This window comes from Gulosibacter sediminis, from assembly GCF_030011715.1.
GTDB classification, from domain to species: Bacteria; Actinomycetota; Actinomycetes; order Actinomycetales; family Microbacteriaceae; genus Gulosibacter; species Gulosibacter sediminis.
Map to the genome: position 1 here is coordinate 1 of NZ_JASCYH010000030.1, position 25,580 is coordinate 25,580.

Here is a 25,580-nt window from a genome sequence, read left to right on the forward strand (position 1 = left end):
CCCCACCGGAGTGGGGCGCCCGCCAACGCACAGGATGCGCGACTTAGCCGAAGCGGCCGGTCACGTAGTCCTGGGTCTGGTTGTTGCTCGGGTTCGCGAAGATGGTGCGAGTGTCGTCGAACTCGATGAGCTTGCCCGGCTTGCCGGTACCCGCGATGTTGAAGAAGCCGGTTTTGTCGCTGACGCGCGTGGCCTGCTGCATGTTGTGGGTCACGATCACGATCGTGTAGTCGGTCTTGAGCTCGTGAATGAGGTCTTCAATCGCGAGCGTCGAGATCGGGTCGAGGGCCGAGCAGGGCTCGTCCATGAGCAGCACGTCGGGCTTCACCGCGATGGCGCGGGCGATGCACAGACGCTGCTGCTGACCACCCGAGAGGCCGCCGCCGGGAGCATCGAGACGGTCCTTGACCTCTTCCCAGAGGTTCGCGCCGCGCAACGACTTCTCAACAAGCTCGGTGGCCTCCTTGTTGCCAATGCGGCGGTTGTTGAGGCGAACACCGGCGAGCACGTTCTCACGAATCGACATCGTGGGGAACGGGTTCGCGCGCTGGAACACCATGCCAACCTGGCGGCGCACGTTCACGGGGTCAACGCCGGTGCCGTAGAGGTCGTCGCCGTCGAGGAGGACCTCGCCGTCAACCCACGCCTTGGGGATGACCTCGTGCATGCGGTTGAGGGTGCGCAGCACGGTCGACTTACCGCAACCCGACGGGCCGATGAAGGCGGTAACGCTCTTCGGCTCGATGGTCATGTTGACACCCTCGACGGCCTTGAACTTGTCGTAGTAGATGTCCAGGTCTTTGATTTCAATACGCTTCGACACTGTGAAAGATCCTTTGTTTCGAAGATAAGCCCGCGACCTAGCGGTCCTTCTTGGGCGAGAAGTAGTAGCTGATGATGCGGCCGATGATGTTCAGCACGACGACGATGAGCAGCAGCGCCAGAGCGCCGGCCCACGAGAGCATTTCCGCCTCGTCACCAGTGAACTTCCACTGCTGGTACACGAGCGTCGGCAGCGTCGACATGGCGCCTTGGAACGGGTTCAGGTTCATGTTGATCGTCATGCCGGCAGCAACCATCAGGGGCGCGGTCTCACCGATCACGCGGGCGATGGCCAGCAGCACACCGGTCACGAGACCACCGAGGCAGGTAGGAAGCACAACCTTGACGATCGTGCGCCACTTCGTCACACCGAGGGCGTAGGAGGCCTCGCGGAGGTCCATCGGCACGAGGCGAATCATCTCTTCGGCCGAGCGCACGACGGTCGGGATCATCAGCACCATGAGGGCGATCGAGCCGACGAAACCGCTCTTGATCGTGGTGATGTCACCGCCCGCCAGCTGCGTGAACATCATGAACAGCGCGAAGGCGAACAGACCGGCGACGATCGAGGGAACACCCGTCATCACGTCGACGAAGAAGTTGAGCAGCTTGCTCAGCCAGTTGCCGCGCCCGTACTCGACGAGGTAGATCGCCGTGAAGATACCGATCGGCACCGACATGAGCGTCGTGAGGCCGGTGATCCAGAGCGTACCGATGATCGAGTTAAGCGCACCTCGCTGGCCGGGCACCGCGGCGTCGCGAGTCCAGAAGTTGGTGTCGATGAGGCCGGGCAGACCGTTCACCACGAGCGTGAAGAGCAACGAGATCAGCGGCACCATCGCGATGATGAACGCGACTGTGAGCAGACCCGAAACGAAGCGGTTCGTCGCCTGGCGCTGACCCTCAACCTGGCGTGAGATGAAGTACACCCCGAGCAGGTAGAGCAGCCCGGCGAGTGCGAGCCAGCCACCCCAGTTGAAATTGAGGGTGAGTTTGCCGGTCTGCTCGGTGAAGATGAAGAATGGGTCGCCGCTCATGAGCCAGAGCAGGCCGAAGATCACGGTCGAGATGACCACCGCGCCAACGGCGATCATGGTGACCTGGGCGCCGGTCAGGTGACCGGCGGTGAGGGCGTTCTTGACTCGCGCCTTCGTCGGGGCCGCGGGTGTAGTCGTGGTAGTAGACATGAACTCTTCCTATCTACTTCTTCACGTTGCGGTTGATGATCCACCGGCCGATCGAGTTCACGAGCAAGGTGATCGCGAACAGCACGAGACCGCCCGCGATGAGTGTCGACGAGTTCTGACCGTGTGCCTCTGGGAAGTTGAGGGCGATGGATGCGGCGATCGTCGTCGGGTTCTCGGAGGTGAGCAGGTATACCGACACCGCGCCCGTCGCCGAGAGCACCATCGTGATGGCCATCGTTTCACCGAGCGCTCGACCGAGGGCGAGGATCGCGGACGCGAACATACCCGAGGATGCGTAGGGGAAGACCGCCTGGCGCACCATCTCCCAGCGCGTGGCGCCGAGGGCGAGTGATGCCTCTTCGTGCAGGCGCGGAGTCTGCAGGAAGATCTCGCGGCTCAGCGAGGTCATGATCGGGAGGATCATGATCGCGAGCACGATCGCGGCGGTGAGCATGTTCTTGCCGGTCGGGGTGGGGTTACCGGCGAACAGCGGGAACCAGCCGAGGTACTCGCCGAGCCAGGTGTAGAGCGGGCCAGCGATCGGGGCGAACACGAGGATGCCCCAGAGGCCGAAGATCACCGAGGGGATCGCCGCGAGCATGTCAATGATGAAGCCGAGCACGCCGGTGAACTTGCGGTTCGCGAAGTGGCTGATGAACAGCGCGACGGCGACGCCGACGGGGAAAGCCATGATCATCGCGAGCAGCGAGGCCCAGATGGTGCCGAAGACGAGCGGGCCGATGTAACCGAGGAAGCCGCCGTTCTGGCGCAGCGAGTCGGCCGAGTCTTCGGAGACGCCGGTGGTGAGTGCCGGAAGACCCTGGATGAGCAGGAAGAAGAACACGGCGGCGAGAATCGCCAGGATAAGTGCGCCGGAGGTTGTGGAAATGGTCTCGAAGACGGTGTCGCCGACGCGTCGAACCGCTTTAACGCGGCTCGGGGGCGGGGGAGTCGCCGTGTCAGTGGTGGTCATCTGACGTGCCTTCCTCGATGAAACGTGGGGGTGAGGTAAGTCTCAAGGGGTCTGGGTGCTGTACGCAGTTGGTGCCCGGTGCCGGCATAATGCACGGCACCGGGCACCTTACTTCAGTGCGTAAAACGCAGCAGGAGTGCTACTGGATCGAGTCGATCGCGGTCTGGGCCTCAGTGCGGATCTCGTCCGAGATCGGCGCGTTGCCGGCAACCGCAGCAGCGGCGTCCTGTGCCTCAGCGGTGATGACGTAGTTGAAGTACGCCTTCACGAGCTCGCCCTTGGCATCGTCCTGGTAGTCGGCGCAGCCGATGAGGTACGAGACGAGGACGATCGGGTAGGCACCCTCAACGCCGGTGTAGTCGAGCGCGTAGGCGAGGTCGGTCTCAGCGCGACCCTCTTCGAGCGACGAGCCGGCGACGACCTGTGCGGCAGCCTCGGGGCTGTACGGCACGAACTCCGAGCCCGACTTGATCGAGGCGGTCTGGAGGTCAGTCGCAGCCGAAGCGTCGAGGTAACCGATGGTGCCCTCACCGGCGGCAACGGCCTCAGCAACACCAGCGGTCTGGTTCGCGGCCTCGCCACCGAGGTCGGCGGGGAAGTCGTCCTCGTCACCGTAGGTCCAGGCGTCGGGGGCGGCCTCGGTGAGGTACGCGGTGAAGTTACCGGTGGTGCCCGAGGTGTCGCCACGGTGCACGGCGGTGATCGTGGTGTCGGGGAGCTCGACGCCCTCGTTGATCGCAGCGATTGCCGGGTCGTTCCAGGTGGTGATCTCGCCCGCGTAAATCTTGGCGATGGTCTCGGCGTCAAGGTTGAGGCCGTCGACGCCCGGAAGGTTGTACGCAACCGCGATCGGCGAGATGTAGGCGGGGAACTCGACGAGGTCGGTGCCGTCGGCGCAGAGCGGGAAGGTGCTCTCTTCGATCTCGTCGGTCTTGTAGGCGCGGTCCGAACCGATGAAGTCCGACGAGCCAGCGACGAAGTTCTCGCGGCCGGTGCCCGAACCAGTGGCCTCGTAGTTCACGGTGACGCCGGACTCGATGCCCTGGAAGCCGGGAACCCAAGCGTTGAGCTCAGCCTGCTCCTGCGAGCTCGCGCCCGTCGCGTTGAGGCTGCCCGAGAGCGAGCCGCCGCCGGCAGCTGCGGTCGAGTCCGCGCCGCTGGTCGAGTCGGTACCTGCGTCGCCGCCGGCGCAGCCGGCAAGAGCGAGCGCGGCAATTGCGGTCATGGCGACCGATGCGCCAACACGCGAAAGCTTCATTGAGTTTCCTCCATAAGAAACGTATTTGGTTTCGAACCTGTTCGGGTTCGTGAACCGAAGCTATGCGTGGGCGGTAACTTACTTGCAGCGGAAATATGAACGCACGGTGAACGATCCCTGATGGCCGTGACAAATGAATGCAATCTGTCATTGATGCGTACGCAACATGAATCGACGCTGATCACGGCGCGAATTTCGCGCGGCTAGGGATGCGCAGCCGGCCTAGGCGCGTTAGATGCGCGGGCCCTGAGTTTCGACCGCGACGAGGCCGCGCTCGGTGCCCTCGGCGGGCACGTGTAGCAGCGTGAACTCGGCGGTCGAGAGCATCGCATAGCGCGACAGCGGCGCCGGTTCGTTGCCGCAGGCGCGTGCGACGGAGCGCACGATGTCGGGCATGACGGGGGAGTGGCTGCAGATAACGACGGTGCTCGGCTCGGCGAGGGCCGACAGGACGACTTCGTCGACGTCGCCGTCGCCCGGGCCTGCCGACTGCGAGATCGCTCGCTCGCTTGAGGGGACAAGCCCGAGCGTGCTGGCGACGGGGCTCACGGTCGTGAGGCAGCGCACGGCCGTCGACGACACGATGCGCTTCGGTCCGTACGCCTCGAGGATGTCCGCGACCTGCTCGGCCTGCTCTTGGCCGCGCGAGGTGAGCGGCCGAGATTCGTCGTTGCCGGGCCACGACAGGGGCGGCACCGCCTGCGCGTGCCGCAGCGCGATTACGGCAAAGGTGCGCGCCGTGCCGGCCTTGATGCGCTCGTGCAGCACCGCGAGGAGCTCTTTGTCACGACCGTAGGTGAGGTGCTTGCTCGCCTTCTTCAGGCCCATCCACTCGAGCTTGTCGACCTCGTCGTTCGGCACGAACTGGTTGCGCGCGAACTCCTCAGCCGGCACTTCGGCGGCCCAGTAGTGGACCTCCTTCGGCCGCCCGCTCGGCAGCGTGTACTCGATCGAGCCGAGCGGCGCATCCAACGTCACCCGGAAGCCGGTCTCTTCGCGAATCTCGCGCACCGCCGTCTCGGGCAGCGTCTCGCCCGGGTCGACCTTGCCCTTCGGGAACGAGTAGTCGCCGTGGCGGTCGCGGTGAATCACGAGCACCCGCGGCTTCTCACCGTCCATGCGCCAGAGGATGGCGCCGGCGGCATAGACGGTGTCGTCACGAAGTGCGGTGGTCATCGAAGAGGTGCTCCAGAGAATTGATCAGGATGCGCGGGCTCGGCCGCGCGGGGACGCTTCCGAATGCTAACGCAGGGTGTGGCGCATCGGACGCGCTTGGATGCGGCGCATCAGCTCGTCGTGGAGCTGCGGCAGCTGGCGACCATTCTCGTCGACGCTGCGGCGCACCCACTCGCCGCTCGGCTCGAGCGTCCACGTCGAGTAGTCGTTCGACATGCCCATGTCGAAGAAGTCCTCGAGCTCCTTGACGTGGTGCGGGTCGGCGAGGCGCACGAGCGCCTCGATGCGGCGATCGAGGTTGCGGTGCATCATGTCGGCCGAGCCGATGTAGGTCTGCGTGTCGCCGCCGTTGTGGAACGTAAAGATACGTGAGTGCTCGAGGTAACGGCCGACGACCGAGCGAACGCGGATTGTCTCGCTGAGGCCGGGCACGCCGGGGCGGATGCCGCAGATGCCGCGCACGTAGATGTCGACCGGCACGCCCGCCTGCGCCGCGGCGTAGAGGGCGTCGATGATCACTTCGTCGACCATCGAATTCACCTTGATGCGGATTCGGCTCGCTTCGCCCCGCAGCGCGGCCTGGCGCTCTCGGTCGATGAGGTCGAGCAGGCCCTTGCGCAGGTGCAGGGGCGCGACGAGCAGGCGCTTGAAGTCGCGCTCGATCGCGTAGCCCGAGAGCTGGTTGAACAGGCGGGTGACGTCGCCCGAGACCTCGGGGTCGCAGGTGAACAGGCCGAGGTCCTCGTAAATGCGCGAGGTCTTCGGGTTGTAGTTCCCCGTGCCGATGTGGTTGTAGGCGCGCAGCTTGCCGTCTTCGCGGCGCAGCACCTGCAGCAGCTTGCAGTGGGTCTTGAGGCCGACGAGGCCGTAGACGACGTGCACGCCCGCCTTCTCGAGCTTGCGGGCCCACACGATGTTGTTCTGCTCGTCGAAGCGCGCCTTGATCTCAACGAGGGCGAGCACCTGCTTGCCCGACTCGGCGGCCTTGATCAGCGCCGCGATGATCGGCGAGTCACCCGAGGTGCGGTAGAGCGTCTGCTTGATCGCGAGCACATCCGGGTCGGCCGCGGCCTGCTCGATGAACTCGACCACGCTGGTGTAGAACGACTCGTACGGGTGGTGCACCAGCACATCCCGCTCGGAAATTGCGCGGAACATGTCGGCCGACTCGTCCGAGTCGGTGGTGCGGAACGCGGGGTGCGTCACCGGCACGTGCGTCTCAAACTTGAGGTCGGGGCGGTTGATGCGGCCGAGCGCGAAGAGCGAGGTGAGGTCGAGCGGGCTCGGCAGCACTGTGACGGCATCGTTGTCGACGTCGAGCTCGTCCTTCAGCAGCGTGAGGGTCTCGTCATCCATGTCTTCCGATACCTCGAGGCGGATCGGCGGGCCGAAGCGGCGGCGCAGCAGCTCCTTCTCAAGCGCCTGCAGCAGGTTCTCGGTCTCGTCCTCTTCGATCGTCACGTCTTCATTGCGGGTGACGCGGAAGGCGTGGTGGTCGAGTACCTGCATGCCGGGGAAGAGTGCGTCGAGGTGCTGTGCGATGAGGTCTTCGAGCAGGATGTACCAGGTCTCGCCCTCGGGCGAGTCGAGCGGGTAGAGGCGCGGCAGCATCGGCGGCACCTTGAGGCGCGCGAACTCGGCCTTGCCGGCGTCGGGGTTCTGCACGCGCACCGAGAGGTTGAGCGAGAGGCCCGAGATGTAGGGGAACGGGTGCGCCGGGTCGACCGCGAGCGGCATGAGCACGGGGAAGATCTCGGTGCCGAACACTTCGGTGAGCTTCGTTTGCTGCTCGGCGCTGAGGTCATCCCAACCGAGGATGTGGATGCCCTCGGACGCGAGCTTCGGCCGGATCTCGTCGCGGAAGTGCTCGGCGTGGCGGAGCTGGAGGTCGCGCGCGGCGGCGCGGATGGTCGCGAGCTCCTGGCGCGGCGGGACACCCGCGGGGGTGGGCACCGCGAGGCCGGTGTCGATGCGGCGCTTCAAACCCGCGACGCGCACCATGAACCACTCGTCGAGGTTCGAGGGGAAGATCGCCATGAAGTTCGTGCGCTCAAGCAGCGGCACGTTGGCGTCTTCGCCGAGCTCGAGGACCCGCTGGTTGAACGCGAGCCAGCTCGTCTCGCGGTCGATGTAGCGGTCGAGGCCGATCGTGTCGTTCGTCACGGGAGTTCCGGTGTCCATAAGACGCATCTTTCCTAGTGCCGGTAAACGGTGGGTAATGGAGCGGGCGAGCGCCCAGGGGTGGTCGGAGGCTCGGCGGTTAGCGGTATTGCACGTCGAGCGAGCGCGGCGTGAAGCCGAGCTTGCGGTACAGCTCGACGGCGCGCTCGTTGTCGCCGTCAACGTAGAGCACTGCGGCGTCGGCGCCGGTCTCCCGCAGACGGGCGAGGCCCGCCTGCATAAGCGCCTTGCCGAAGCCGGTGCCCGCGGCCTCGGGGGCCACGCCGACCACGTAGATTTCGGCCTCATCGTCGGTCACCTTGAGCCAGTTGTAGCCGAGCAGAATGCCGCCCGCGCCCTCGAGCACGAGGAAGTTGTCGGCCGAGAACCACGGCTGCGCGATGCGGTCGGCGAGGTCGTCGCGGGTGATCGAGCCCTGCTCGGGGTGGTCGCGGAAGACGCGAGCGTTGAGCTCGACCCAAGCGTTTGCATCCGCCTCCTCGTTGAAGGGGCGGATGCGCGCGCCCGGCGGCAGCTGTGCTGGCGCCGTCTCGTCGTCGGTGAGCGGCCGCTCGAGCACGTAGAGGCGGCGGGTCGCGGTGAGGCCGGATTTCTGCGCGAGCTGTTGGGCCTGCGGCAGGTCGCCGTGGGCCCAGAACACGCTCGGGCCGGCCGAGCGGATGCGGTCGACGAGTTCGTGGCCGAGCCCGAGCCCGCGCGCAGTCGGGGCCACGGCCAGCTCGGCCTCGATCGTACCGTCGTCGAGCGCGTGCGTCAGCGCGAGGGCGTCGATGTCGCCGCTGTCGCCGCGGATGACGCGGGCCTCGCGTTCGGCTGGATTGAGCATCGTGGCCTCGTTGAAGGGGGCGACCCCATCGGCCGACGTGACGAGAGCGCTGAACTCTTCGAATTCGGCGCCCAGATCTGCTGCGGTGAGGTGAGGTGAGGCCATTGCTTCACTGTACTGGGCGCGGGTGACGCGTGCGGGTGAGCGTTTCATGTGGCGGGCGGGGAGTCGTATTTCGGTGAGAAGCACTGGGGCTGATGGTTGCTACGCGCTTGCGGATGGGCGGTGCGTAGACTGTGGCGCATGTCCGATGCGCCCACGCCACGAGAAGCCGACGCGCGCCCCGAATCGCGGGCGTCGCGGCTGCGCATCGTGGCGGTGTGGGCCGTGGCCGTGGTGGCCGCCGTGCTCGTGGGCGTGCTCGCGTCGCCGGAGCGGCAGCTCACCTGGGTGCCGATCGCGATGCTCCTGCTGCTGTTCTTCACCGCGATCATGCAGCTCGTCGAGGGCCAGCCCGAGGGCTTCATTCACCGCTTCGCGCTGAGTCTGACCGGCGCCGGGGTGGTCATGGCGATCGCGTCATTCGTCTTCGTGCTGATGGGTGCGCACGCGACCGTTCTCAACCCGTAGCGCGGGCGTCGTTGGCCGCGCGTGCTGTCGGCTGGTGCATCCGGGCGGTGCTGCTCCCGCGCATCCGATGCATTCGTGCGTTGCTGTTCCCGTGCATCCGGATGTTGCTGTTCCGACGCATCCGACCGGATCTGTCACACCACACCAGGGTGTTCCGGCAAGCAACGCACGCACGGTGCAGTTTTCTCACTTTGATGCGGTTTTCGCGGCTTTGGATGCGCGGGCCGGGATGCGCGGCGGGCTCGGCGGATGCGCTGGCATGGAATCGCGCTCGGAAACGACCCTGCAGCGCGCGCTAGCGCCAGTGCGCTAACGCCGGGCGACCCAACACCGCGCGCGCCAACCCCTACGCGAGTGGGCGGAGCGCCGCCGCGACGCGATGCTCGATCGACTCCGGCCCGATGCCGAGCGCCTGCATGTCACGCAGGAACGCGACGGTCAGCTCCAACGCGCGCGCCTCGTCGGCTGCGGTGAGCTCACGCTCGGCGACGTGCGTGCCGTTGCGGCCCGCAGTCACGACGTGGCCGTCGACCTCGAGCTCGCGGTACGCGCGCGCCACCGTGTTTGCGGCCAGGCCAATCTCGCTCGCGAGCGCGCGCACAGACGGCAGGCGGTCGCCGGGGGCGAGCCGCCCATCCGCAATCGCCGCGACCACCTGCATCCGCAGCTGTTCGTACGGCGGCGCGGGGGACGACTCGTCGATTCCTTCGAAGGCGATCGTCATCGAAGCGGCCCGCCGCTACTTTTTGACCGGCGGCTCGCCGAGTTCAATGTCGCGTACTTCGAGCACCGCGCCCTCCGCGAACGCGGCGTCGTCGGCCGCGCCCTCGGTGAACGAGAACGACTCGATGCGACCCACCGCGGCGATGTCTCCCGCGGCGCCCTCGAGCAGCGACAGCACGCTCGCACCATCGCCGCCCGGCTTCGTCACGAATGTCGCCTGCAGCATCGGGGTCTTCTGCGAGACCTTCGCGGCGGTCTTCGCCCCGCGAATCGAGGTCAGCGCGGCCGACGCGAGGTCGAGCATCCGCGGCTCACCGTCGACGGCCGCCGCAAGCTCCTCGACGGTCGGCCAGGCGGCCTCGTGCACCGAGCCCTCGTTCGACCAGGACCACACCTCTTCGGTCGCGAACGGGATGAACGGGGCGAGCAGGCGCAGCAGCACGTCGACCGCGAGGCGCATCGCCGCCACGGCCGAGCGCTGACCCTTGGGGGTGGCGCCGCCGTAGGCACGCTCCTTCGCAAGCTCGAGGTAGTCGTCGCAGAACGACCAGAAGAACGACTCGGTCACCTCGAGCGCCCGAGCATGGTTGAACGCGTCGAACGCGGCGGTCGCCTGGGCGACCACGTCGCGCAGCTGCGCGAGCATCGCCCGGTCGAGCGGGTGCGTCACATCGGCCTCACCGGCGTCGCCGGCCTCGTAGCCGAGCACAAGCTTCGCGGCGTTGAGCACCTTGATCGCGAGGCGGCGGCCGATCTTGATCTGCGTCGGGCGCTGCGGGTCGAAGGCCGCGTCGGTGCCGAGGCGGCTCGACGCTGCCCAGTAGCGAACCGCATCCGAGCCGTGCTCGTTGAGCAGGCCCTTCGGCGTCACCACATTGCCCTTCGACTTCGACATCTTCTTGCGGTCGGGGTCGACAATGAAGCCGCTGATGGTCGCGTTGTCCCAGGGCAGGCGGTCGTCCTCGAGCAGCGAGCGCAGCAGCGTCGAGAACAGCCACGTGCGAATGATGTCCTGGCCCTGCGGGCGCACCGAGAACGGCGCGACGAGGTTCCAGAGCTCGTCATCGCGCATCCAACCACCGGCGAGCTGCGGCGTGAGCGAGGAGGTCATCCACGTGTCCATCACGTCGAGCTCGCCCTCGAAGCCGCCAGCCTGGCCGCGCTGCGATGCGTCGAACCCGTTCGGCGCATCCGTCGACGGGTCGACCGGCAGCTGCTCGGGGGCGGGCACGATCGGCTGGTCGTACTGCGTCACGCCGTCGGCGTCGATCGGGTACCAGACCGGAATCGGCACGCCGAAGTAGCGCTGGCGCGAGATGAGCCAGTCGCCCGAGAGTCCCTCGACCCAGTTGAGGTAGCGCACGCGCATGAACTCGGGCCAGAACTCGAGCTGCTCACCGAACTGCAGCAGCTTCGCGCGCAGTTCGTCGTCGTTCGCGCCGTTCTTCACGTACCACTGGCGCGTCGAAACGATCTCGAGGGGCTTGTCGCCCTTCTCGAAGAACTTCACGGGGTGTGTGATCTTGTTCGGCTCGCCGATGAGCTCGGCCGACTCGCCGAGCGCCTCGACGACGGCCTGCTTCGCGCTGAACACGGTCTTGCCGGCCATGGTCGCGTAGGCCTCGCGGCCGCGCTCGCTCATGATCACCTCGGGGGCGTCGGCGAGGATGCGACCGTCTTCGCCGAGAATCGAGCGGTTCGGCAGGCGCAGCTCGCGCCACCAGATGACGTCGGTGAGGTCACCGAAGGTACAGATCATCGCGATGCCCGAGCCCTTGTCGGGCTGTGCGAGCGGATGCGCGAGCACCGGCACTTCGACGTCGAACAGCGGCGTGCGCACCGTGCTGCCGAACAGCGGCTGGTAGCGCTCGTCGTCGGGATGCGCGACGAGGGCGACGCACGCGGGCAGCAGCTCGGGGCGGGTCGTCTCGATGAACACGTCGCCGTCGGCGCCGTGGAACGCGAGGCGGTGGTAGGCGCCCGGCTGCTCGCGGTCCTCAAGCTCGGCCTGCGCGACGGCAGTGCGGAACGTGATGTCCCAGAGCGTCGGCGCCATGTCCTGGTACGCCTCGCCGCGCTCGATGTTGCGCACGAACGCGAGCTGCGAGATGCGGCGCGCGTCGTCGTCGATCGTGCGGTACGTCTGGTTCCAGTCGACCGAGAGGCCGAGCTGGCGCCAAAGTTCTTCGAAGGCACGCTCGTCCTCTCCCGAAAGCTTCAGGCAGAGCTCGATGAAGTTCTGGCGCGAGATCGGCTGCTGGTCAGCGGCCTTGATGCTCTTGCCGTCACCGCCCTCGTGCGGCGGCACGAAGCCTTCGACGTACGGCAGCGACGGGTCACAGCGCACGCCGTAGTAGTTCTGGACGCGGCGCTCGGTCGGCAGGCCGTTGTCGTCCCAACCCATCGGATAGAACACGCGCTTGCCGAGCATGCGCTGGTAGCGCGCCACCACATCCGTGTGCGTGTAGGAGAACACGTGGCCGATGTGCAGCGAACCGGATGCGGTGGGCGGGGGAGTGTCGACCGAGTAGACCTGCTCGCGGGTCGCACCGTCGCGTCGGAACGCGTAGGTGCCCTGTGCATTCCAGGCGTCACCCCACTTCTGCTCGAGACCTTCGAGGGCGGGGCGGTCCGGGATGTTCGCGGGCGTGGCCGTCATTCGTGCTCCGATCACTATGGGCGGCACCGAGTCTGGGGTGCCTGCTGTAGGTGTGCCCAAGTCTACCGGCGCGGCGCCGCGCTTGGGCCCCGCGCGGGCTAGGCTCAAGTCAAAGCGCAACGATGCGCGCGCATCCTTTCTGTCAGGAGCTCTCATGTCAGATCCACGCACCCTCCGCACCCGGAGTTCTTTGCAACGTGCGGTCGTCGAGCTCGCGTCGGCACAGGACCCGAGTTCGGTCACCGTCGCATCGCTCACGCAGACCGCTGGCATCAACCGTGCGACCTTCTACGACCACTACGACTCGCCGCAGGAGGTGCTGCTCGAGGTGCTGCGCGACGACCTCGACCGGACCCGCCAGCACGATCTCGAGCTGCGCGACGCGGTGAACGGCCCGCACGGCGGCAACTTTCGCGTGACGATGAGTGAGGTGCTCGACCACGTGCGGCGGTTTCTGCCGGTGTATGAGCAGTCGGTGCGTAGCCCCGTCGATTCGACGCTGACTCGCGCGGTGAGCTCGCACTTCGTTGAGTCGATCCGCGGCATTCTCGCGCGGCAGGAGGCCCTGCCCGAGGGTGTGGATGCGGAGATCGCAGCCGCGTGCATCGGCAACGCCGTACTCGGCGGCATCGGGGTGTGGATCGACCGGCAAGACATGGCGGATGCTGAATTCGCCGACGCCGTCGCGGTCTGCCTGCCCGCGTGGTGGCACGAGCTGCGGTAGCTGCGTCATGGTGTCTCTGCGTGATCTCAATCCCAGGTGACAGTCGACGCGACCAATGCTCATGCCGAAACCGCAAGCTGAGGGTTCCCCGAGTTTCCGCATCACCTGTTGGTTAGGTGACGCGTGTCGAATAGTGTCATGAGACATCGTTTATGTTTCCGGGCGTCAACGACGACGCCCGAGGCATAGGCAGTTCAGAGTGCAAAGGAGCTCTCAAATGAAGGCAGCGGTGCTCAATGGGGTCGGCCAGGACTTCGTCATCGAAGACATCGACATCGCCGATCCGATCGGTCGCGAAGTGCTCATCGACGTGAAGGCGTGCGGACTGTGCCACAGTGACGCGCACATTCGCGACCACGACTTCGGCTTCCCGATGCCGACGGTGCTCGGTCACGAGCTCGCCGGCGTCGTCACGAAGGTCGGCCCCGACGTCAAGGAGCCGAGCAGGCACTCGTGCACGAGAACCGCGTCGTGCGCGTCACGAAGGACATCCCGTTCGAGAAGGCGTGCCTGCTCGGCTGCGGCGTCGTCACTGGCGCGGGCGCGGCGATCAACACCGCCGAGGTGCGCGTTGGCGACACCGTCGCGGTTATCGGATGCGGTGGCGTCGGCCTCAACGCCGTGCAGGGTGCGCGTCTCGCCGGCGCGCCCAAGATCATCGCGATCGACCTGCAGCCCGAGAAGCTCGAGCTCGCGAAGACGTTCGGCGCGACGCACACGATCAACCCGAACGAGGTCGACGACGTCGTCACGGCCGTGCAAGAAATCACCGAGACGAGCGGCGTCGACCACGCCTTCGAGGTTATTGGCCTGAAGCCCACCGCCGAGCAGGCCATTAAGATCCTCGGCGTCGGCGGCGGCGCCTACCAGATCGGCATGATCCCGATCGGCAAGCAGCTCGAGATCGACCCCTTCGTCGACATCCTCATGCAGCAGCGCAAATACCAGGGTGTCTACATGGGTTCGACGAGCCCGAAGCGCGACATTCCGCTCTACGCCGACCTCTACCAGCAGGGCCGCTTCAACCTCGACGACCTCGTCTCGAAGACGATCCGTCTCGAGGACATCAACGCCGGGTACGCCGAGCTCGAGTGCGGCAAGATCGCGCGCAGCGTGATCGTCTTCGACTAGGCGCCCGCGTCTCGCAGCAGCGGCCGGGATGTGCCACTCGCGCATCCGCCCCCGCTCGCTTTCGTCGGAGACTAGGCTCGACGGGTGAGTAAGCGATCTGTCACCGACGAATCTGCCACCCCCGCCGCCAGCCCGGCGCCAGCATCCGGCACCCCCGGCTGGCTCGAGCGCATCTTCAACTTCTCGGGCCGCGGCACGACCATGGGCCGCGAGATGCGCGGCGGCCTGGTGACCTTCGTCACCATCTCGTACATCCTCGTGCTCAATCCGCTCGTGCTCGGCGGCGCCGCCTCGGCCGACGTCGAGGGCGGCGTGCTCGACTCGATTCAGGTCGCGTCGACGACCGCGCTCGCGGCCGGCCTGCTCACCATCGTGTTCGGCTTCGTCGCGAACCTGCCGTTCGCGCTCGCGGCCGGCCTTGGCATCAACTCGTTCCTCGCGGTGTCGATGGTGCAGCAAATCACCTGGCCCGAGGCGATGGGTCTCGTGCTGCTCAACGGTGTCGTCATCGTGATTCTCGGGGCGACCGGCGCCCGCACGGCGATCTTCAACGCGGTGCCCGCGGGCCTGAAGTCGGCGATCACCGTCGGCATCGGCATGTTCATCGCCTTCGTCGGCCTCGTGAACTCGGGCTTCGTCACCCGCACCGAGGGTGGCCCGCCCGTGCAGCTCGGCCTCTCGGGTTCGATCGCGACAATCCCGACGCTCGTCTTCATCGTCACGCTGCTCATCATGGCCGTGCTGCTCATCCGCAAGGTGCCGGGCGCAATCCTCATCGGCATCGTCGTCGGCACCCTGCTGGCGCTCGGTGCTGAGGCGCTCTGGAACCTCGGCGCATCCGGCACCGACAACCCCGGCGGCTGGCACCTCACCGTGCCGAGCCTGCCCGAGCAGCTCATCGCCGTGCCCGACCTCAGCCTCGTCGGCGCGTTTGACCCGGTCGGCGCCTTCACGCGCCTCGGCCCGGTCGCGGCCCTGATGCTGCTGCTCACGCTCGTCTTCATGAACTTCTTCGACGCGATGGGCGCCATGACCGGCCTCGCGCGCAACGCCGGGCTCGCGCGCGCCGACGGCACGTTCCCGCGCATCCGCCACGCGTTCATCATTGAGGGCTTCGGCGCCGTCGTCGGTGGCGCGACGTCGAGTTCGTCGAACACGATCTTCGTCGACTCGGCCTCGGGCATCGGCGAGGGCGCCCGCACGGGTTTCGCCTCGGTCGTCACGGGCGCACTCTTCCTCATCGCGATGTTCTTCACGCCGCTCGCGGTCATCGTGCCGATGGAGGTCGGCTCGGCCGCGCTGGTCATCGTCGGCGCGATGATGATGGTGCAGGTCGCCGACATCGACTGGCAGGACTTCTCGATCGCGCTGCCCGCGTTCCTCACCGTCATCGCGATGCCGCTGACCTACTCGATTGCGAACGGCATCGGCGTCGGCTTTATCGCCTTCGTCGTCGTGAACGCGCTCGCAGGCAAGATCCGCCTGATCCACTGGCTGCTCTGGATAGTCGCTGCCGGCTTCGTTATCTACTTCGCGCGCACGCCGATCGAGGCGCTGCTCGGTTAACCGCCGGCAAACGGCCCAGCCCGCGAGGCGGGCGGGTGCAGGGATGTGCGACGCGTTACCGCAAGTTTGCCCGGTGTACATATCCTGAGAACCATGCGAACTCTGATTGGTTACGCGACCGGGCTCGGCATCGTCATTGCGCTGGCGGGAATGCCGCTCACCGCGATCGGTCTCGCCGAAGGTACTGGTGAGCGCATCCGCTCGATCTCGGTCACCGAGTTCTTCAACCCGCAGATGTACCTCGGCGGCGGCCCCGCCCTGCCGACCTGGCTCACCATCGCGGCCGTCGTTGTCGTCCTTATCCTCACCGCCAACAACAGCACGTCGGCCGAGCGGCCGAAGTCGGCCTGGGTGCTGATTACCTACCTCGTCGCCGCGCTCACGGTGTGTTTCCCCGCCGTCATGCTGTTCGGGGCGGCCCGCGACCGCGAACTTGTCGCCAAGGTTGAGGGGGAGTAGGGGCGCATGGCAGTCCACCGCCGCAGATTCAACGGATACCCGGGACTCGGGAACTTTTCGCGCGCCTCGCGCATCCAATTCCCAGATCGCGTCACGACGGCGCGGACGCACCACCCCCGAACCCGAGGAAGCATCATGGGCGAAGTTGATTACGAGTACTGCGAAGAACTCGCCGTCGCCATCCCGATGGCGGCACTCACCTGGTACCCCCCGATTGACGTGAGCGACGAGGCCACGCGCTTCTTCGCCTAGCGCGAGCGCCCACCCGTCTCACCCCGCCCCGCCCCGCGCCGCAACGACGCGCGCCGCATCCACCGTCCCTGCCTTCGGGCCCGCTTCTCTCCGGCCGCCCGCTGTGCCAAGACAGCACTCGATGACCGAAGGCGCATCCATGCGCGTTACGGTCAGCCATTAGCCGTAGACCGCTAATGGCTTGCGTCAACGCTCATCACGACCCGCGAACCCCGAACCAGACCACACAAAAAAATCCCACCCGGCAGCCGAGGCTGCGCAGGTGGGATTCTTCGTTGTGGTGACTAGTTGGCGAAGCCGGCGCGCACCTTGCTGAGCTGCTCGTGCAGCTGCGCGGGCACACGGTCGCCGATCGACGCGAAGTACTCGTCGGTCTTGCGCAGCTCTTCGACCCAGCCCGCGGTCGGCACATCGAAGAGCGCCTGCAGCTGCTCGTTGCTCACGTCGAGGCCGCTCACGTCGATGTCGGAGATCTCGGGCAGCAGACCGATCGGGGTCTCGACCGGGGTGGCCTTGCCCTCGAGGGCTTCGATGGCCCACTTGATGGCGCGGATGTTTTCGCCGAAGCCCGGCCAGAGGAAGCTGCCGTCCTGGTCGCGGCGGAACCAGTTGACCTGGAAGATCGCGGGCGCCTTGTCGCCGAGCGTCTCGCCCATCTCGAGCCAGTGCGCCCAGTAGTCGCCCATGTGGTAGCCGGTGAAGGGCTGCATGGCGAAGGGGTCGCGGCGCAGCACGCCCACCGGGCCCTCGGCCGCGGCGGTCTGCTCGCTGCCGAGCGTAGCGCCGAGGAAGCAGCCGTGCTCCCAGCTCTTGGAACGGTAGACGAGCGGCACGTTGGTGCGACGACGGCCACCGAACAGGATGATGTCGACGGGCACGCCGTCGGTCGCCTCCCAGTCGGGCGAGATGGTCGGGCACTGCTCGGCGCGCACGGCAAAGCGCGCGTTCGGGTGTGCGGCGGGCAGGTCGGATGCGGGGGTCCACCCGTTGCCCTGCCAGTCGGTGAGGTGCGCGGGCGCCTCGTCGGTCATGCCCTCCCACCACACGTCACCGTCGTCGGTGAGCGCGACGTTCGTGAAGATCGCGTTCTCGCGGATCGTTTCCATCGCGACCGGGTTCGTCGAGCAGCCGGTGCCGGGGGCGACGCCGAAGAAGCCGAACTCGGGGTTGATCGCGTTGAGGCGGCCGTCTTCGCCGGGGCGCATCCAGACGATGTCGTCGCCGATGGTCTCGACCTTCCAACCGTCGAGCTTCGGGCGCATCATGGCGAGGTTCGTCTTGCCGGTGGCCGACGGGAACGCCCCCGAGATGGTGTACTTCTTGCCTTCGGGGCTCGTGGCCTGAATGAGCAGCATGTGCTCGGCCATCCACCCCTCGTCGCGAGCCATCACCGAGGCGATGCGCAACGCGAAGCACTTCTTGCCGAGCAGCGCGTTGCCGCCATAGCCCGAGCCGTACGAAATGATCTCGAGGTCGTCGGGGAAGTGGGTGATGTACTTCGTGTCGTTGCAGGGCCACATGACGTCGCTGCGCTCGACGCCGTCGGCGCTGACGAGCGGGTAGCCGACCGTGTGCAGCGCCTTGACCCACTCACCCTCGGGCCGGATGTAGCTGAGCGCCTCGGCGCCCGAACGGGTCATGAGTGCCATCGACAGCACGACGTAGGGCGAGTCGGTGATCTCAACGCCGTACTGCGTGATCTTGCCGCCGAGCGGGCCCATTGCGAAGGGCACGACGTACATCGTGCGGCCGCGCATCGAGCCGTCGAGCAGACCATCGAGCTCGGCGCGCATCTCGGCGGGTGCGCGCCAGTTGTTCGTGGGGCCGGCGTCCTCTTCCTTCTCGGAGCAGATGAACGTGCGGCTCTCGACGCGGGCGACGTCCGCAGCGTCGGAGCGCGCGAGGTACGAGTTCGGGCGCAGCTCCGGGTTGAGCTTGATTAGCACGCCCTGTTCGACGAGCTCCGCGGCGATGCGGTCATACTCCTCTTGCGAACCATCCGCCCAAACGACGCGGTCGGGCTTTGCGAGCTCGGCGACCTTCACCACCCATTCGTTGACCTCTGGGTTGGCCGACAGCTGTTCAATGTCAGCGGCGGTGACTGGCGCATGGGTCGTCATGGCAAAGCAACTTTCATTTGGCCGATTGGGGCTCTTTCACCTGATGGCCTCAGCTATCCCGACTATGGGCGCGAGGCACGGGGCGAAGGTTGTTCAAATCAGTATTGCACGCATATCGCACACAAGAGTTGGCGGGCGGGCCAAGGATAACTACGTTCTGTCGTAGTTTTTCGACGAGGCCTCGAAGCCGAGCAGACGGCGCGTGGCCCGATGTTTCGGGGCTGAAAACAAACCGCTGGTGGGGCCTGATTCAACAACCGAGCCCGCCTCGACGACCGCGACACGGTCAGCGATTTCGCCCACAACGTCGAGATCGTGCGAGATGAACACGACGCTAAGTTGTCTGGATTCTTGCACGCGCTGCAATAAATCGAGTACCTGCCGACGAACCGTCGCGTCGAGCGCCGATACCGCTTCGTCGCAAATGAGCACCTCGGGGTCGGCCGCGAGGGCCCGCGCGATCGCGAGCCGCTGGCGCTCTCCGCCCGACATGCGGCTCGGGCGCACGCCGAGGTGCTGAGCGCCGAGCCCGACCTCCTCGAGCATCCGCACCAACTCGTCGTGCTGGGCACCGACGCGGCGCGAGCGGCCTCGGCTGTGCGCATCCGCGAGAATCTGCCCGGCGCGCAGCCGCGGGTCGAAGCTCGCGAGGGGATCCTGCGACACGAGGCCGATGCGGTGGCGCTCGGGCCGGCGGGTCCGCTCGCTCGCGGGCTGCCACCTGAACTCGCCCAGGAGGATGCGCGCATCGGCTCGCTCGGGCGGCTCGAGTGCGAGCAACTCGCGGGCGAGGGTCGACTTTCCCGAGCCCGAGGCGCCGACGACGCCGAGCGTCTCGCCGCGATGCAGCTCGAGGTCGTCGACGTCGAGCGCGGTGAAGCGGCTGCCGTCGGGGCGCGCATAGCTGCGAGCGAGGTGTTCGGCGCGCAGTACGAGCTCTGTCGAAGCGTCCGGGCGAGCATCGGGTGGCCGGGGCAGCGCCTCGACGAGGGCGCGGGCCGGCGGCGTCTCGGGGGCGGTGAGGATGCGCGCGGTCGGCCCGGTCTCGACGATCTCGCCTGCGTCGATCACCGCGACGCGCTCGCAGAGCAGCTGCACCGAGGCGAGGTCGTGTGAGACGAAGAGGATGCCCATGCCCGCGTCGGCGAGCTCCCGGAGCAGGGCGAGGAGCTCGCGGCGCGCGCTCGCGTCGAGCGCGGTCGTCGGCTCGTCGGCGATGAGCAGCTCGGGCTCGTGGGCGATCGCGGTCGCGATGAGGGCGCGCTGTCGCTGGCCGCCCGAGAGCTGCACGGCGCGCTGGCGCAGCCGCACCTCGGGTTCGGGCAGGCCGACGCGGCGCAGCAGTTCGAGGGAGCGTTCGTGCACGGCGGCGCGACTGAGGCGGCGGTCGTGGGTGGTGATTGCGGTGGCGAGCTCGGCGCCGATCGTGCGCGCGGGGTCGAGCGAGCCGAGCGCATCCTGCAGCACGAGCGCGACGCGACGGCCGCGCAGGCGCTGCCAGCCGGCCTCGCGCAGCTCGAGCAGATCGGTGTCGCCGAGCCGCAGCCTCTCGGCCGTGACGCGCGCGTCGGGCGCCGACGAGGTGACGAGCCCGAGCAGGGCCTTTGCGGTGAGCGACTTGCCCGAGCCCGACGCGCCGATGAGGCCGAGCGCCTCGCCGGGCGCGATGCGCAGGTCGATTCCTCGCACGACCTCGCGGGCGTCGGCGCCGCTGCCGAAGCCGATGCGCAGGCCCTGAACTTCGAGCGTCATCGCGGCCTCCTCGACTCGGCCTCGACACACCGGCCAAAGCGGCGCAGCGGGCCCTGAACTTGAAGCGTCATCGCGATCTCCTCGCCTCGGCCTCGACAAAGCGGCCGAGCAGCGTGCCGGTGACGGCGACGAGCGCGATCGCGGCGCCAGGGAACACCGACATCCACCAGCCGCCGGCCGGCAGATACGTCGCTCCGGCGTTGAGCATGGCGCCCCATTCGGCGCTCGGCGGCGGATCGCCGAGGCCCAAGTAGCTCAGCGCGGCGGCCCAGACGACGGCCTGGCCGATGCCGAGTGTCGCGAGTGCGAACAGCGGCGCGAACGCGTTCGGTAGCACGGTGTGCCACAGCCGCCAGCCCCAGCTTCGTCCGAGAATCCGGTCGGCTTCGACGTAACCCGACTCGCGCACGCGCAGCAGTTGCGAGCGCAGCATCCGGGCGTAGCCGGGCGCGGTCGCGAGGCCGACGGCGATCGTCGCGGGCACGACGCCGGGGCCCGTGAGTGAGAGCAGCAGCAGCGCGAGCAGGATGCCCGGCAGTGCGTAGAGCGTTTCGACGAGCCGCGTCGAGAGCCAGTCGCCGACGCGGCCGCCGAACGCCGCGACAAGCGCGAGGAGGGTGCCGAGTGCGAGGCCGATCACGGTCGCGACGACGCCGATCGTGAGCGAGCGGGCCGCGCCGTGCACAACGCGAGTATAGATGTCGCGACCCGACTCGTCGGTGCCGAACGGATGCGCGAGGCTCGGGGCCTGATACGCCTGCGCCGGGTCGATGTCGAGTGGGCTGCCCGGCGCGAGCAGCTGCGGCGCGAGGGCCGCGACGACGTACCAGGCGGCGACGATGAGGCAGAGCAGAATGCCGGCGCGCATGCCGCGGCTGGATGCACGCAGCCGCTGAGCGGGAATCGAGGCGGTGATCGGTGGCACGGTCATGCGCGGGCCTCCTTCGCCGGCGGCAACACGGCTCGCTCGAGCACGTCGGTGGCGAGCGTCACGACGACATAGGCGACCGCGACGACGATGAGCACGCCCTGCACCATTGGCACGTCGCGCGCGAGCACCGCGTCGACGAGCGCGCGGCCGAGACCGGGGCGCGCGAAGAGCTGCTCGACGACGACGGCACCCGACACGAGCGAGCCGAAGGCCCAGCCGGTGAGGCCGATCGCGGGCACCGCCGCGCGTCGCAGCAGGTGGCGCAGGAACACGCCGGCCCGGGTCTCGCCGCGGGCCCGCGCCGCGAGCACGTACGGCTCCTCGAGCGTCGCGACCAGGGCATCCCGCATGACCTGCGCGAGGTAGCCGCCGAGCGGCAGCGCGAGCGTGAGGGCGGGCACGATGAGGCCGCCGAAGCCGGGGCCCGAGATCGCGACCGGCAGGCCCAGGCCGGTCGCGAGCAAAGAAATAAGGAGCGCGCCGAGCCAGAAGGGGGGGAGCGCCGAAGCGATGATGCCGATGAAGTCGGCGGCGAGCGCCGAGCCGCGGCCGCCGCGCACCGACCACCAGGCGAGGCCGAGCGCAAAGAACCAGCCGAGCACGAGCGCGAGCGAGGCGAGCGCGAGTGTGCCGGGTACGAGTTGGCCGACGACGTCGGCGACGTCGCGGTGCAGCCGGTAGCTCTCGCCGAGGTCGCCGCGCAGCAGCTGGCCGAGATAGTTCAGGTACTGCTGCCCGAGCGGCAGGTCGAGTCCGAAGTCGGCGCGGGCCTGCGCGATCGCCTCTTCCGAGGCGTTCGAACCGGGGCCGCCGAGAATCGCGGTGACCGGGTCGCCGGGCACGGCGCGCACCGCGAAAAAGGTAAAGGTGACGACCGCCCAGACGACGACCGCGGCCGCGACGAGCCGGCCGGCGACCCGCAGGCCGATGCGTCGCCACGAACGCCCCGTCGGCGGCACCCGGGTGGGCGCCGCCGATGGGGCGTCGGTGGTGACGGTCACGTGCTACGAGGCGATGACGACGTTCGTGAACGTGACGAGGTTGAGCGACGGGTCGAGGCGGAAACCCTGCACCGCGTCGCGGTAGGCGAACTGCACCGTCTGGTCGTAGAGCGGCACGACATAGTAGTTCGCGACGAGGTACGCCTGCACCTGCGCGTAGAGCTCGGCGCGGGCGGTTTCATCGGTCGTCGAGCCGGCTTCGTCGAGCATTGCGTCGATGTCGGCGTCGGCGAGTCCGGTGTTGTTCGCATGGTAGCCACTCGGCGCGGGGGTGTTGCCGTCGGAGTGGTAGACGATGCGCAGCACGTCGGCCGACGACTTCGAGTACGGCGCGATGATCGCGTCGAAGTCCCACTCGCCGCTCGCGGCGTACCAAGAAGAGATGTCGAGCTGTTCGATCTGCACGTCGAAGCCGATCTTCGCGGCCGACGCGGCGATCTGCTCGACGAGCGAGACCTCGGCGGGAATCGACTGGTTTGTCGAGAGCGGGAAGCTGACGGTGAGCGGCTCGCCGTCCTTGAGGCGAATGCCATCGTCGTTGCGCTCGGTGTAGCCGGCCTCGTCGAGCAGCTCGTTCGCCCGGTCGGGGTCGGCCGCGAGCACGGCCGAGAAGTCGGTGCCGTCGTACGACTCGACCGCCTCGGGCAGCGCCGACGAGAGCGGCGAGTAGGCGCGGTCGAGCGTGCCGAAGTAGAGCGACTCGACGGCCGCGTCGATGTCGGTCGACACCGCGAACGCCTCGCGCACCTTCGGGTCGTCGAACGGCGCGCGGGTCGAGTTGAGCTCGATGCGCGCGGTCGTGCCGGGGCGCGCCGCGACGACGGTTTCGTAGCCCGCCTCGTCGCTGAGCTGGCTCAGGGTGTCGGGCTGCACCTGGTCGATCACGTCGACTTGGCCCGCCTGCAGGGCGGCGGCGCGGGTCGCGGCGTCGGGGATGAACCGCCACTCGAGGCGCTCGAGGCGCGAGCCCTCGTCGGGCAGAATCTCGCCCGGCATGTTCGCCTGGTGCGTCTCGTTGCGCACGAGCGTCACCTGGTTCTGGCGCTCCCACGAGTCGACCTTGAAGTAGCCGGTGCCGATCGGGTCCTCGCAGTTCGCGTCCTGCCCGCGCTCGAGGCCGGCGGGCGACATGATCGCGAGCCAGGTCTGGGCGAGGGATGCGGTGAGCGCCGAGTCGGGGGTGTTGAGGCGGAACTCGACGGTCGAGTCGTCGGTCGCGACGATCTCGTCGACCTTCGCGAGGGCGAGGATGCCCGTCGACGAGGCCGTGTCGGGGTCGCGCACGTGCTCCATGTTCGCCACCACGGCATCCGCGTCGAACGGCGTGCCGTCGGAGAACTCGATGCCCTGCTTCAACGGCACCGTCAGCGTGAGGCCGTCGTCACTCACCGAGGAGGACTCGGCGAGCCAGGGCACGATGTCGCCGTTGTCGTCGCGGGCGAAGAGCGACTCGAGCACCTGGTGGCCAAGCTCGGCCTGAGGCCAGTTGCCGCCGACGTGCGGGTCGAGGCAATCGGGCTCCGACTGGCCGGTCGCGTAGACGAGGGTGGTGGTGGAGGCTTGTGCGGAGCAGGCGGCGAGGGGCGCAAGAAGCGCGAGACCCGTAGCCACGGCGAGCGCACGCCGAAGAGGAGCAGGCATAGCTCCCAGCCTAGCGGTTTGTAGACCGTGTATAGAAACGGCGAATTGCGCTCTGAGCGTTAAAAGCGGCAGTAGTCGACGAGGTCGTTGATGCGGTCTTCCACCGCGTCGGCGCCGTCGGCGATCTGGTCGAACTCGAGCAGAATCGTGCCGTTGTCCATCACTCGCTCGATCGTGTCGACGAGGTCGGCGCCCTCGACCGCGACCTCGTTGAGCATCCCCTCGAGCTCGACGTCCTCCGCGACATCGCGGAGGTCTTCGATGTAGCCGATCGCGACGCGCATGCGGTCGAGCGTCGCGTACGGGTCGTCACCGAAGTTCTGCGCGGCCTCCGATACGATCTGGTTCGCGTAGGCAAGATCGCTCTCGATCGTCGCGCACGAGACCGAGGTCGGCGCTGGGTGCGTGTTCGTCGGCAGAACGGTGCCGCCGTCGACGACGCCGGTGGGCGGTGAGACATTGCAGCCAACGAGCAGCGTGGCGGTCGCGGCGAGGGTGGCGACGACAGTGAGGGTGCGGCGAGACGAAATCATTGCTCCCTATCTTCCTATGCCGCCGAGCTGCAGTAGTCGCTCACCGCGGTGACGGCGTCGCCAACCTCCTGCGCCTGCTGCTGCAGTTCGCCAAGATCGCTCAGCCCCGAGCCACTCGACACGCTCGACACGAGTTCGCCGATCGCGGTCTCGACCGCCTCCATGCGCGTGCGCAGCTCGGGATCGGTCGTGCTGTCGGTGAGCTGGGTGACGCGCTCGGAGAGCTGCTGGAGCTCAGCAATGAATCCCTGCGGGTCGGTCAGCGCCGACTCGGCCGCCGTGCTGAGGTCGGAGCCGATGCGCTCGAGCTCGCTGCCGATGTTCGCGCAGGTGATCTCGCTCGGAACCGCCTGCTGCGTCGTCTCGCGCTCGCCGCCCGACTCGGGGCCGACGGCGCCGCACGCCGTGAGGGCGAGGAGCGAGATGCCGGCCGCGAGGCCGGTCAGCGCGCGGGAAACGCTGCGCATGGTATTCCTCCAAAAGTGATGCTGGTGCGCCCGATAGCATCGCATACGAACACGAGAGAACACGGAGTCATGCATGTCGCAGCGCAAGGGCCGCATCGGTCGTCCCGCGGCCTCGAGCCGCGTCACGCTCGAGGAGGCCGCGGGGGAACTCGCCCTCGAGCAGGGGTGGGACGCGATTTCAGTGAACGACATCGCGACGCGCGCCGGCGTAAGCCGCTCCTCGTTCTTTAACTACTTCACCGCGAAGTCTGACGTGCTCTGGTCGACCTTCGACGAGGCGGCGGACGCGGGCACCTCGCTGGTCGACGTCGTCGAGCGCCTGCAGGTCGCGGGCCCGCCGGCCGCGCTCACGCACGCCGAGGCGATGGGCGCGCAGAACGCCATCGCCGAGACGGCGCTGAGCCGCGCGCGCCGACTCGTGCGGCACATCGCACCTCACCCGCAGGACGCGGGCGAGCGCATCCGCGCCGAGATGGGCGCGCTTGGTGTCGTGCTCGTCTTCGTCGACTGGGCCGGCGACGGCGTCACCCGCGGCGCGCTCGCCGAGCGCATGGATGCGGTGCTCGGCACCCAGTGGCGCGCCGAGTAACGCGCGCGTCGGCGACGAGCGTCGGTGCGGGTGCAACGG

22 protein-coding genes and 1 pseudogene are annotated in these 25,580 nt (G+C 67.7%); 7 read left to right on the top strand and 16 right to left on the bottom strand.

What is annotated here, in order from left to right; translation table 11 throughout:
• Positions 1-43: 43 nt before the first annotated feature.
• From pstB to mshD, 7 genes are all read right to left on the bottom strand, one after another.
• The gene (pstB, locus tag QM019_RS09570; RefSeq protein ID WP_282852782.1) at positions 44-823 is read right to left on the bottom strand and encodes a phosphate ABC transporter ATP-binding protein PstB; all 780 of its coding nucleotides are present in this window, start codon (positions 821-823) and stop codon (positions 44-46) included.
• A 37-nt stretch (positions 824-860) separates the two neighbouring features.
• A complete protein-coding gene (gene pstA / locus QM019_RS09575) occupies positions 861-2,009 on the bottom strand; it encodes a phosphate ABC transporter permease PstA (RefSeq protein ID WP_282852784.1) in 1,149 nt (382 codons plus the stop codon).
• 13 nt (positions 2,010-2,022) lie between these two features.
• Positions 2,023-2,982 carry a phosphate ABC transporter permease subunit PstC gene (pstC, locus tag QM019_RS09580; protein WP_282852785.1) on the bottom strand — a complete coding sequence of 320 codons (960 nt, stop codon included), beginning with the start codon at positions 2,980-2,982 and terminating at the stop codon, positions 2,023-2,025.
• Between the two features lie 139 nt (positions 2,983-3,121).
• A complete protein-coding gene (gene pstS / locus QM019_RS09585; RefSeq protein ID WP_282852786.1) occupies positions 3,122-4,240 on the bottom strand; it encodes a phosphate ABC transporter substrate-binding protein PstS in 1,119 nt (372 codons plus the stop codon).
• A 231-nt stretch (positions 4,241-4,471) separates the two neighbouring features.
• Complete coding sequence (locus tag QM019_RS09590) at positions 4,472-5,416, bottom strand: NUDIX hydrolase (RefSeq protein WP_282852787.1); 945 nt, start codon at positions 5,414-5,416, stop codon at positions 4,472-4,474.
• A gap of 66 nt (positions 5,417-5,482) precedes the next feature.
• Positions 5,483-7,597 carry an RNA degradosome polyphosphate kinase gene (locus QM019_RS09595; protein WP_282852788.1) on the bottom strand — a complete coding sequence of 705 codons (2,115 nt, stop codon included), beginning with the start codon at positions 7,595-7,597 and terminating at the stop codon, positions 5,483-5,485.
• 79 nt (positions 7,598-7,676) lie between these two features.
• A complete protein-coding gene (gene mshD / locus QM019_RS09600) occupies positions 7,677-8,528 on the bottom strand; it encodes a mycothiol synthase (RefSeq protein ID WP_282852789.1) in 852 nt (283 codons plus the stop codon).
• 138 nt (positions 8,529-8,666) lie between these two features.
• Here mshD and QM019_RS09605 point away from each other — a divergent pair, with 138 nt between their 5' ends.
• Positions 8,667-8,993: a hypothetical protein gene (locus tag QM019_RS09605; protein WP_125107100.1), complete on the top strand. Its 327-nt coding sequence runs from the start codon at positions 8,667-8,669 to the stop codon at positions 8,991-8,993.
• Positions 8,994-9,339: 346 nt separating this feature from the next.
• Here the strand turns inward: QM019_RS09605 and QM019_RS09610 are convergent, their stop codons facing one another.
• Positions 9,340-9,717: a GntR family transcriptional regulator gene (locus QM019_RS09610; RefSeq protein ID WP_282852790.1), complete on the bottom strand. Its 378-nt coding sequence runs from the start codon at positions 9,715-9,717 to the stop codon at positions 9,340-9,342.
• A 15-nt stretch (positions 9,718-9,732) separates the two neighbouring features.
• Positions 9,733-12,375, bottom strand: coding sequence for a valine--tRNA ligase (valS, locus tag QM019_RS09615; RefSeq protein ID WP_282852791.1), 2,643 nt, complete (start codon positions 12,373-12,375; stop codon positions 9,733-9,735).
• A 154-nt stretch (positions 12,376-12,529) separates the two neighbouring features.
• Between valS and QM019_RS09620 the strand changes: the two genes are divergently transcribed.
• From QM019_RS09620 to QM019_RS09640, 5 genes and pseudogenes are all read left to right on the top strand, one after another.
• A complete protein-coding gene (locus tag QM019_RS09620) occupies positions 12,530-13,099 on the top strand; it encodes a TetR/AcrR family transcriptional regulator (RefSeq protein WP_282852792.1) in 570 nt (189 codons plus the stop codon).
• A gap of 217 nt (positions 13,100-13,316) precedes the next feature.
• Positions 13,317-13,478: pseudogene (locus QM019_RS09625) on the top strand (alcohol dehydrogenase); the annotation flags it as partial.
• Positions 13,479-13,552: 74 nt separating this feature from the next.
• A complete protein-coding gene (locus QM019_RS09630; RefSeq protein WP_282852793.1) occupies positions 13,553-14,230 on the top strand; it encodes a zinc-binding dehydrogenase in 678 nt (225 codons plus the stop codon).
• A gap of 84 nt (positions 14,231-14,314) precedes the next feature.
• A complete protein-coding gene (locus tag QM019_RS09635) occupies positions 14,315-15,796 on the top strand; it encodes an NCS2 family permease (RefSeq protein WP_282852794.1) in 1,482 nt (493 codons plus the stop codon).
• A 93-nt stretch (positions 15,797-15,889) separates the two neighbouring features.
• Positions 15,890-16,255 carry a hypothetical protein gene (locus tag QM019_RS09640; protein WP_282852795.1) on the top strand — a complete coding sequence of 122 codons (366 nt, stop codon included), beginning with the start codon at positions 15,890-15,892 and terminating at the stop codon, positions 16,253-16,255.
• Positions 16,256-16,791: 536 nt separating this feature from the next.
• Here the strand turns inward: QM019_RS09640 and QM019_RS09645 are convergent.
• The 7 genes from QM019_RS09645 to QM019_RS09675 all read right to left on the bottom strand — a co-directional run bounded on the left by QM019_RS09645 (position 16,792) and on the right by QM019_RS09675 (position 24,952).
• Positions 16,792-18,627, bottom strand: coding sequence for a phosphoenolpyruvate carboxykinase (GTP) (locus tag QM019_RS09645; RefSeq protein WP_282852796.1), 1,836 nt, complete (start codon positions 18,625-18,627; stop codon positions 16,792-16,794).
• Positions 18,628-18,777: 150 nt separating this feature from the next.
• Positions 18,778-20,379 carry an ATP-binding cassette domain-containing protein gene (locus tag QM019_RS09650; RefSeq protein ID WP_282852797.1) on the bottom strand — a complete coding sequence of 534 codons (1,602 nt, stop codon included), beginning with the start codon at positions 20,377-20,379 and terminating at the stop codon, positions 18,778-18,780.
• A gap of 67 nt (positions 20,380-20,446) precedes the next feature.
• Entirely contained in the window at positions 20,447-21,310 is an 864-nt protein-coding gene (locus QM019_RS09655) for an ABC transporter permease (protein ID WP_282852798.1), read from the bottom strand.
• A complete protein-coding gene (locus QM019_RS09660) occupies positions 21,307-22,311 on the bottom strand; it encodes an ABC transporter permease (RefSeq protein ID WP_282852799.1) in 1,005 nt (334 codons plus the stop codon). Before QM019_RS09660 ends, QM019_RS09655 begins: the two co-directional genes overlap by 4 nt.
• A gap of 3 nt (positions 22,312-22,314) precedes the next feature.
• The gene (locus tag QM019_RS09665; protein WP_282852800.1) at positions 22,315-23,952 is read right to left on the bottom strand and encodes an ABC transporter substrate-binding protein; all 1,638 of its coding nucleotides are present in this window, start codon (positions 23,950-23,952) and stop codon (positions 22,315-22,317) included.
• Between the two features lie 59 nt (positions 23,953-24,011).
• Entirely contained in the window at positions 24,012-24,485 is a 474-nt protein-coding gene (locus QM019_RS09670) for a hypothetical protein (protein WP_282852802.1), read from the bottom strand.
• Positions 24,486-24,499: 14 nt separating this feature from the next.
• Positions 24,500-24,952: a hypothetical protein gene (locus QM019_RS09675; protein WP_282852803.1), complete on the bottom strand. Its 453-nt coding sequence runs from the start codon at positions 24,950-24,952 to the stop codon at positions 24,500-24,502.
• Between the two features lie 73 nt (positions 24,953-25,025).
• Here QM019_RS09675 and QM019_RS09680 point away from each other — a divergent pair, with 73 nt between their 5' ends.
• A complete protein-coding gene (locus tag QM019_RS09680) occupies positions 25,026-25,541 on the top strand; it encodes a TetR/AcrR family transcriptional regulator (protein WP_282827387.1) in 516 nt (171 codons plus the stop codon).
• Positions 25,542-25,580: the final 39 nt, after the last annotated feature.

Excerpts from the sequence above, each read along its gene's own strand:
- QM019_RS09595 (WP_282852788.1), bottom strand. The coding sequence starts at position 7,597 with ATGGACACCGGAACTCCCGTGACGAACGACACGATCGGCCTCGACCGC.
- QM019_RS09655 (WP_282852798.1), bottom strand. The coding sequence starts at position 21,310 with ATGACCGTGCCACCGATCACCGCCTCGATTCCCGCTCAGCGGCTGCGT.
- valS (WP_282852791.1), bottom strand. The coding sequence starts at position 12,375 with ATGACGGCCACGCCCGCGAACATCCCGGACCGCCCCGCCCTCGAAGGT.
- mshD (WP_282852789.1), bottom strand. The coding sequence starts at position 8,528 with ATGGCCTCACCTCACCTCACCGCAGCAGATCTGGGCGCCGAATTCGAA.
- QM019_RS09645 (WP_282852796.1), bottom strand. The coding sequence starts at position 18,627 with ATGACGACCCATGCGCCAGTCACCGCCGCTGACATTGAACAGCTGTCG.
- QM019_RS09670 (WP_282852802.1), bottom strand. The coding sequence starts at position 24,485 with ATGATTTCGTCTCGCCGCACCCTCACTGTCGTCGCCACCCTCGCCGCG.
- QM019_RS09610 (WP_282852790.1), bottom strand. The coding sequence starts at position 9,717 with ATGACGATCGCCTTCGAAGGAATCGACGAGTCGTCCCCCGCGCCGCCG.
- QM019_RS09590 (WP_282852787.1), bottom strand. The coding sequence starts at position 5,416 with ATGACCACCGCACTTCGTGACGACACCGTCTATGCCGCCGGCGCCATC.
- QM019_RS09680 (WP_282827387.1), top strand. The coding sequence starts at position 25,026 with ATGTCGCAGCGCAAGGGCCGCATCGGTCGTCCCGCGGCCTCGAGCCGC.
- QM019_RS09620 (WP_282852792.1), top strand. The coding sequence starts at position 12,530 with ATGTCAGATCCACGCACCCTCCGCACCCGGAGTTCTTTGCAACGTGCG.
- QM019_RS09605 (WP_125107100.1), top strand. The coding sequence starts at position 8,667 with ATGTCCGATGCGCCCACGCCACGAGAAGCCGACGCGCGCCCCGAATCG.
- QM019_RS09640 (WP_282852795.1), top strand. The coding sequence starts at position 15,890 with ATGCGAACTCTGATTGGTTACGCGACCGGGCTCGGCATCGTCATTGCG.
- pstA (WP_282852784.1), bottom strand. The coding sequence starts at position 2,009 with ATGTCTACTACCACGACTACACCCGCGGCCCCGACGAAGGCGCGAGTC.
- QM019_RS09650 (WP_282852797.1), bottom strand. The coding sequence starts at position 20,379 with ATGACGCTCGAAGTTCAGGGCCTGCGCATCGGCTTCGGCAGCGGCGCC.
- pstC (WP_282852785.1), bottom strand. The coding sequence starts at position 2,982 with ATGACCACCACTGACACGGCGACTCCCCCGCCCCCGAGCCGCGTTAAA.
- QM019_RS09665 (WP_282852800.1), bottom strand. The coding sequence starts at position 23,952 with ATGCCTGCTCCTCTTCGGCGTGCGCTCGCCGTGGCTACGGGTCTCGCG.
- QM019_RS09675 (WP_282852803.1), bottom strand. The coding sequence starts at position 24,952 with ATGCGCAGCGTTTCCCGCGCGCTGACCGGCCTCGCGGCCGGCATCTCG.
- pstS (WP_282852786.1), bottom strand. The coding sequence starts at position 4,240 with ATGAAGCTTTCGCGTGTTGGCGCATCGGTCGCCATGACCGCAATTGCC.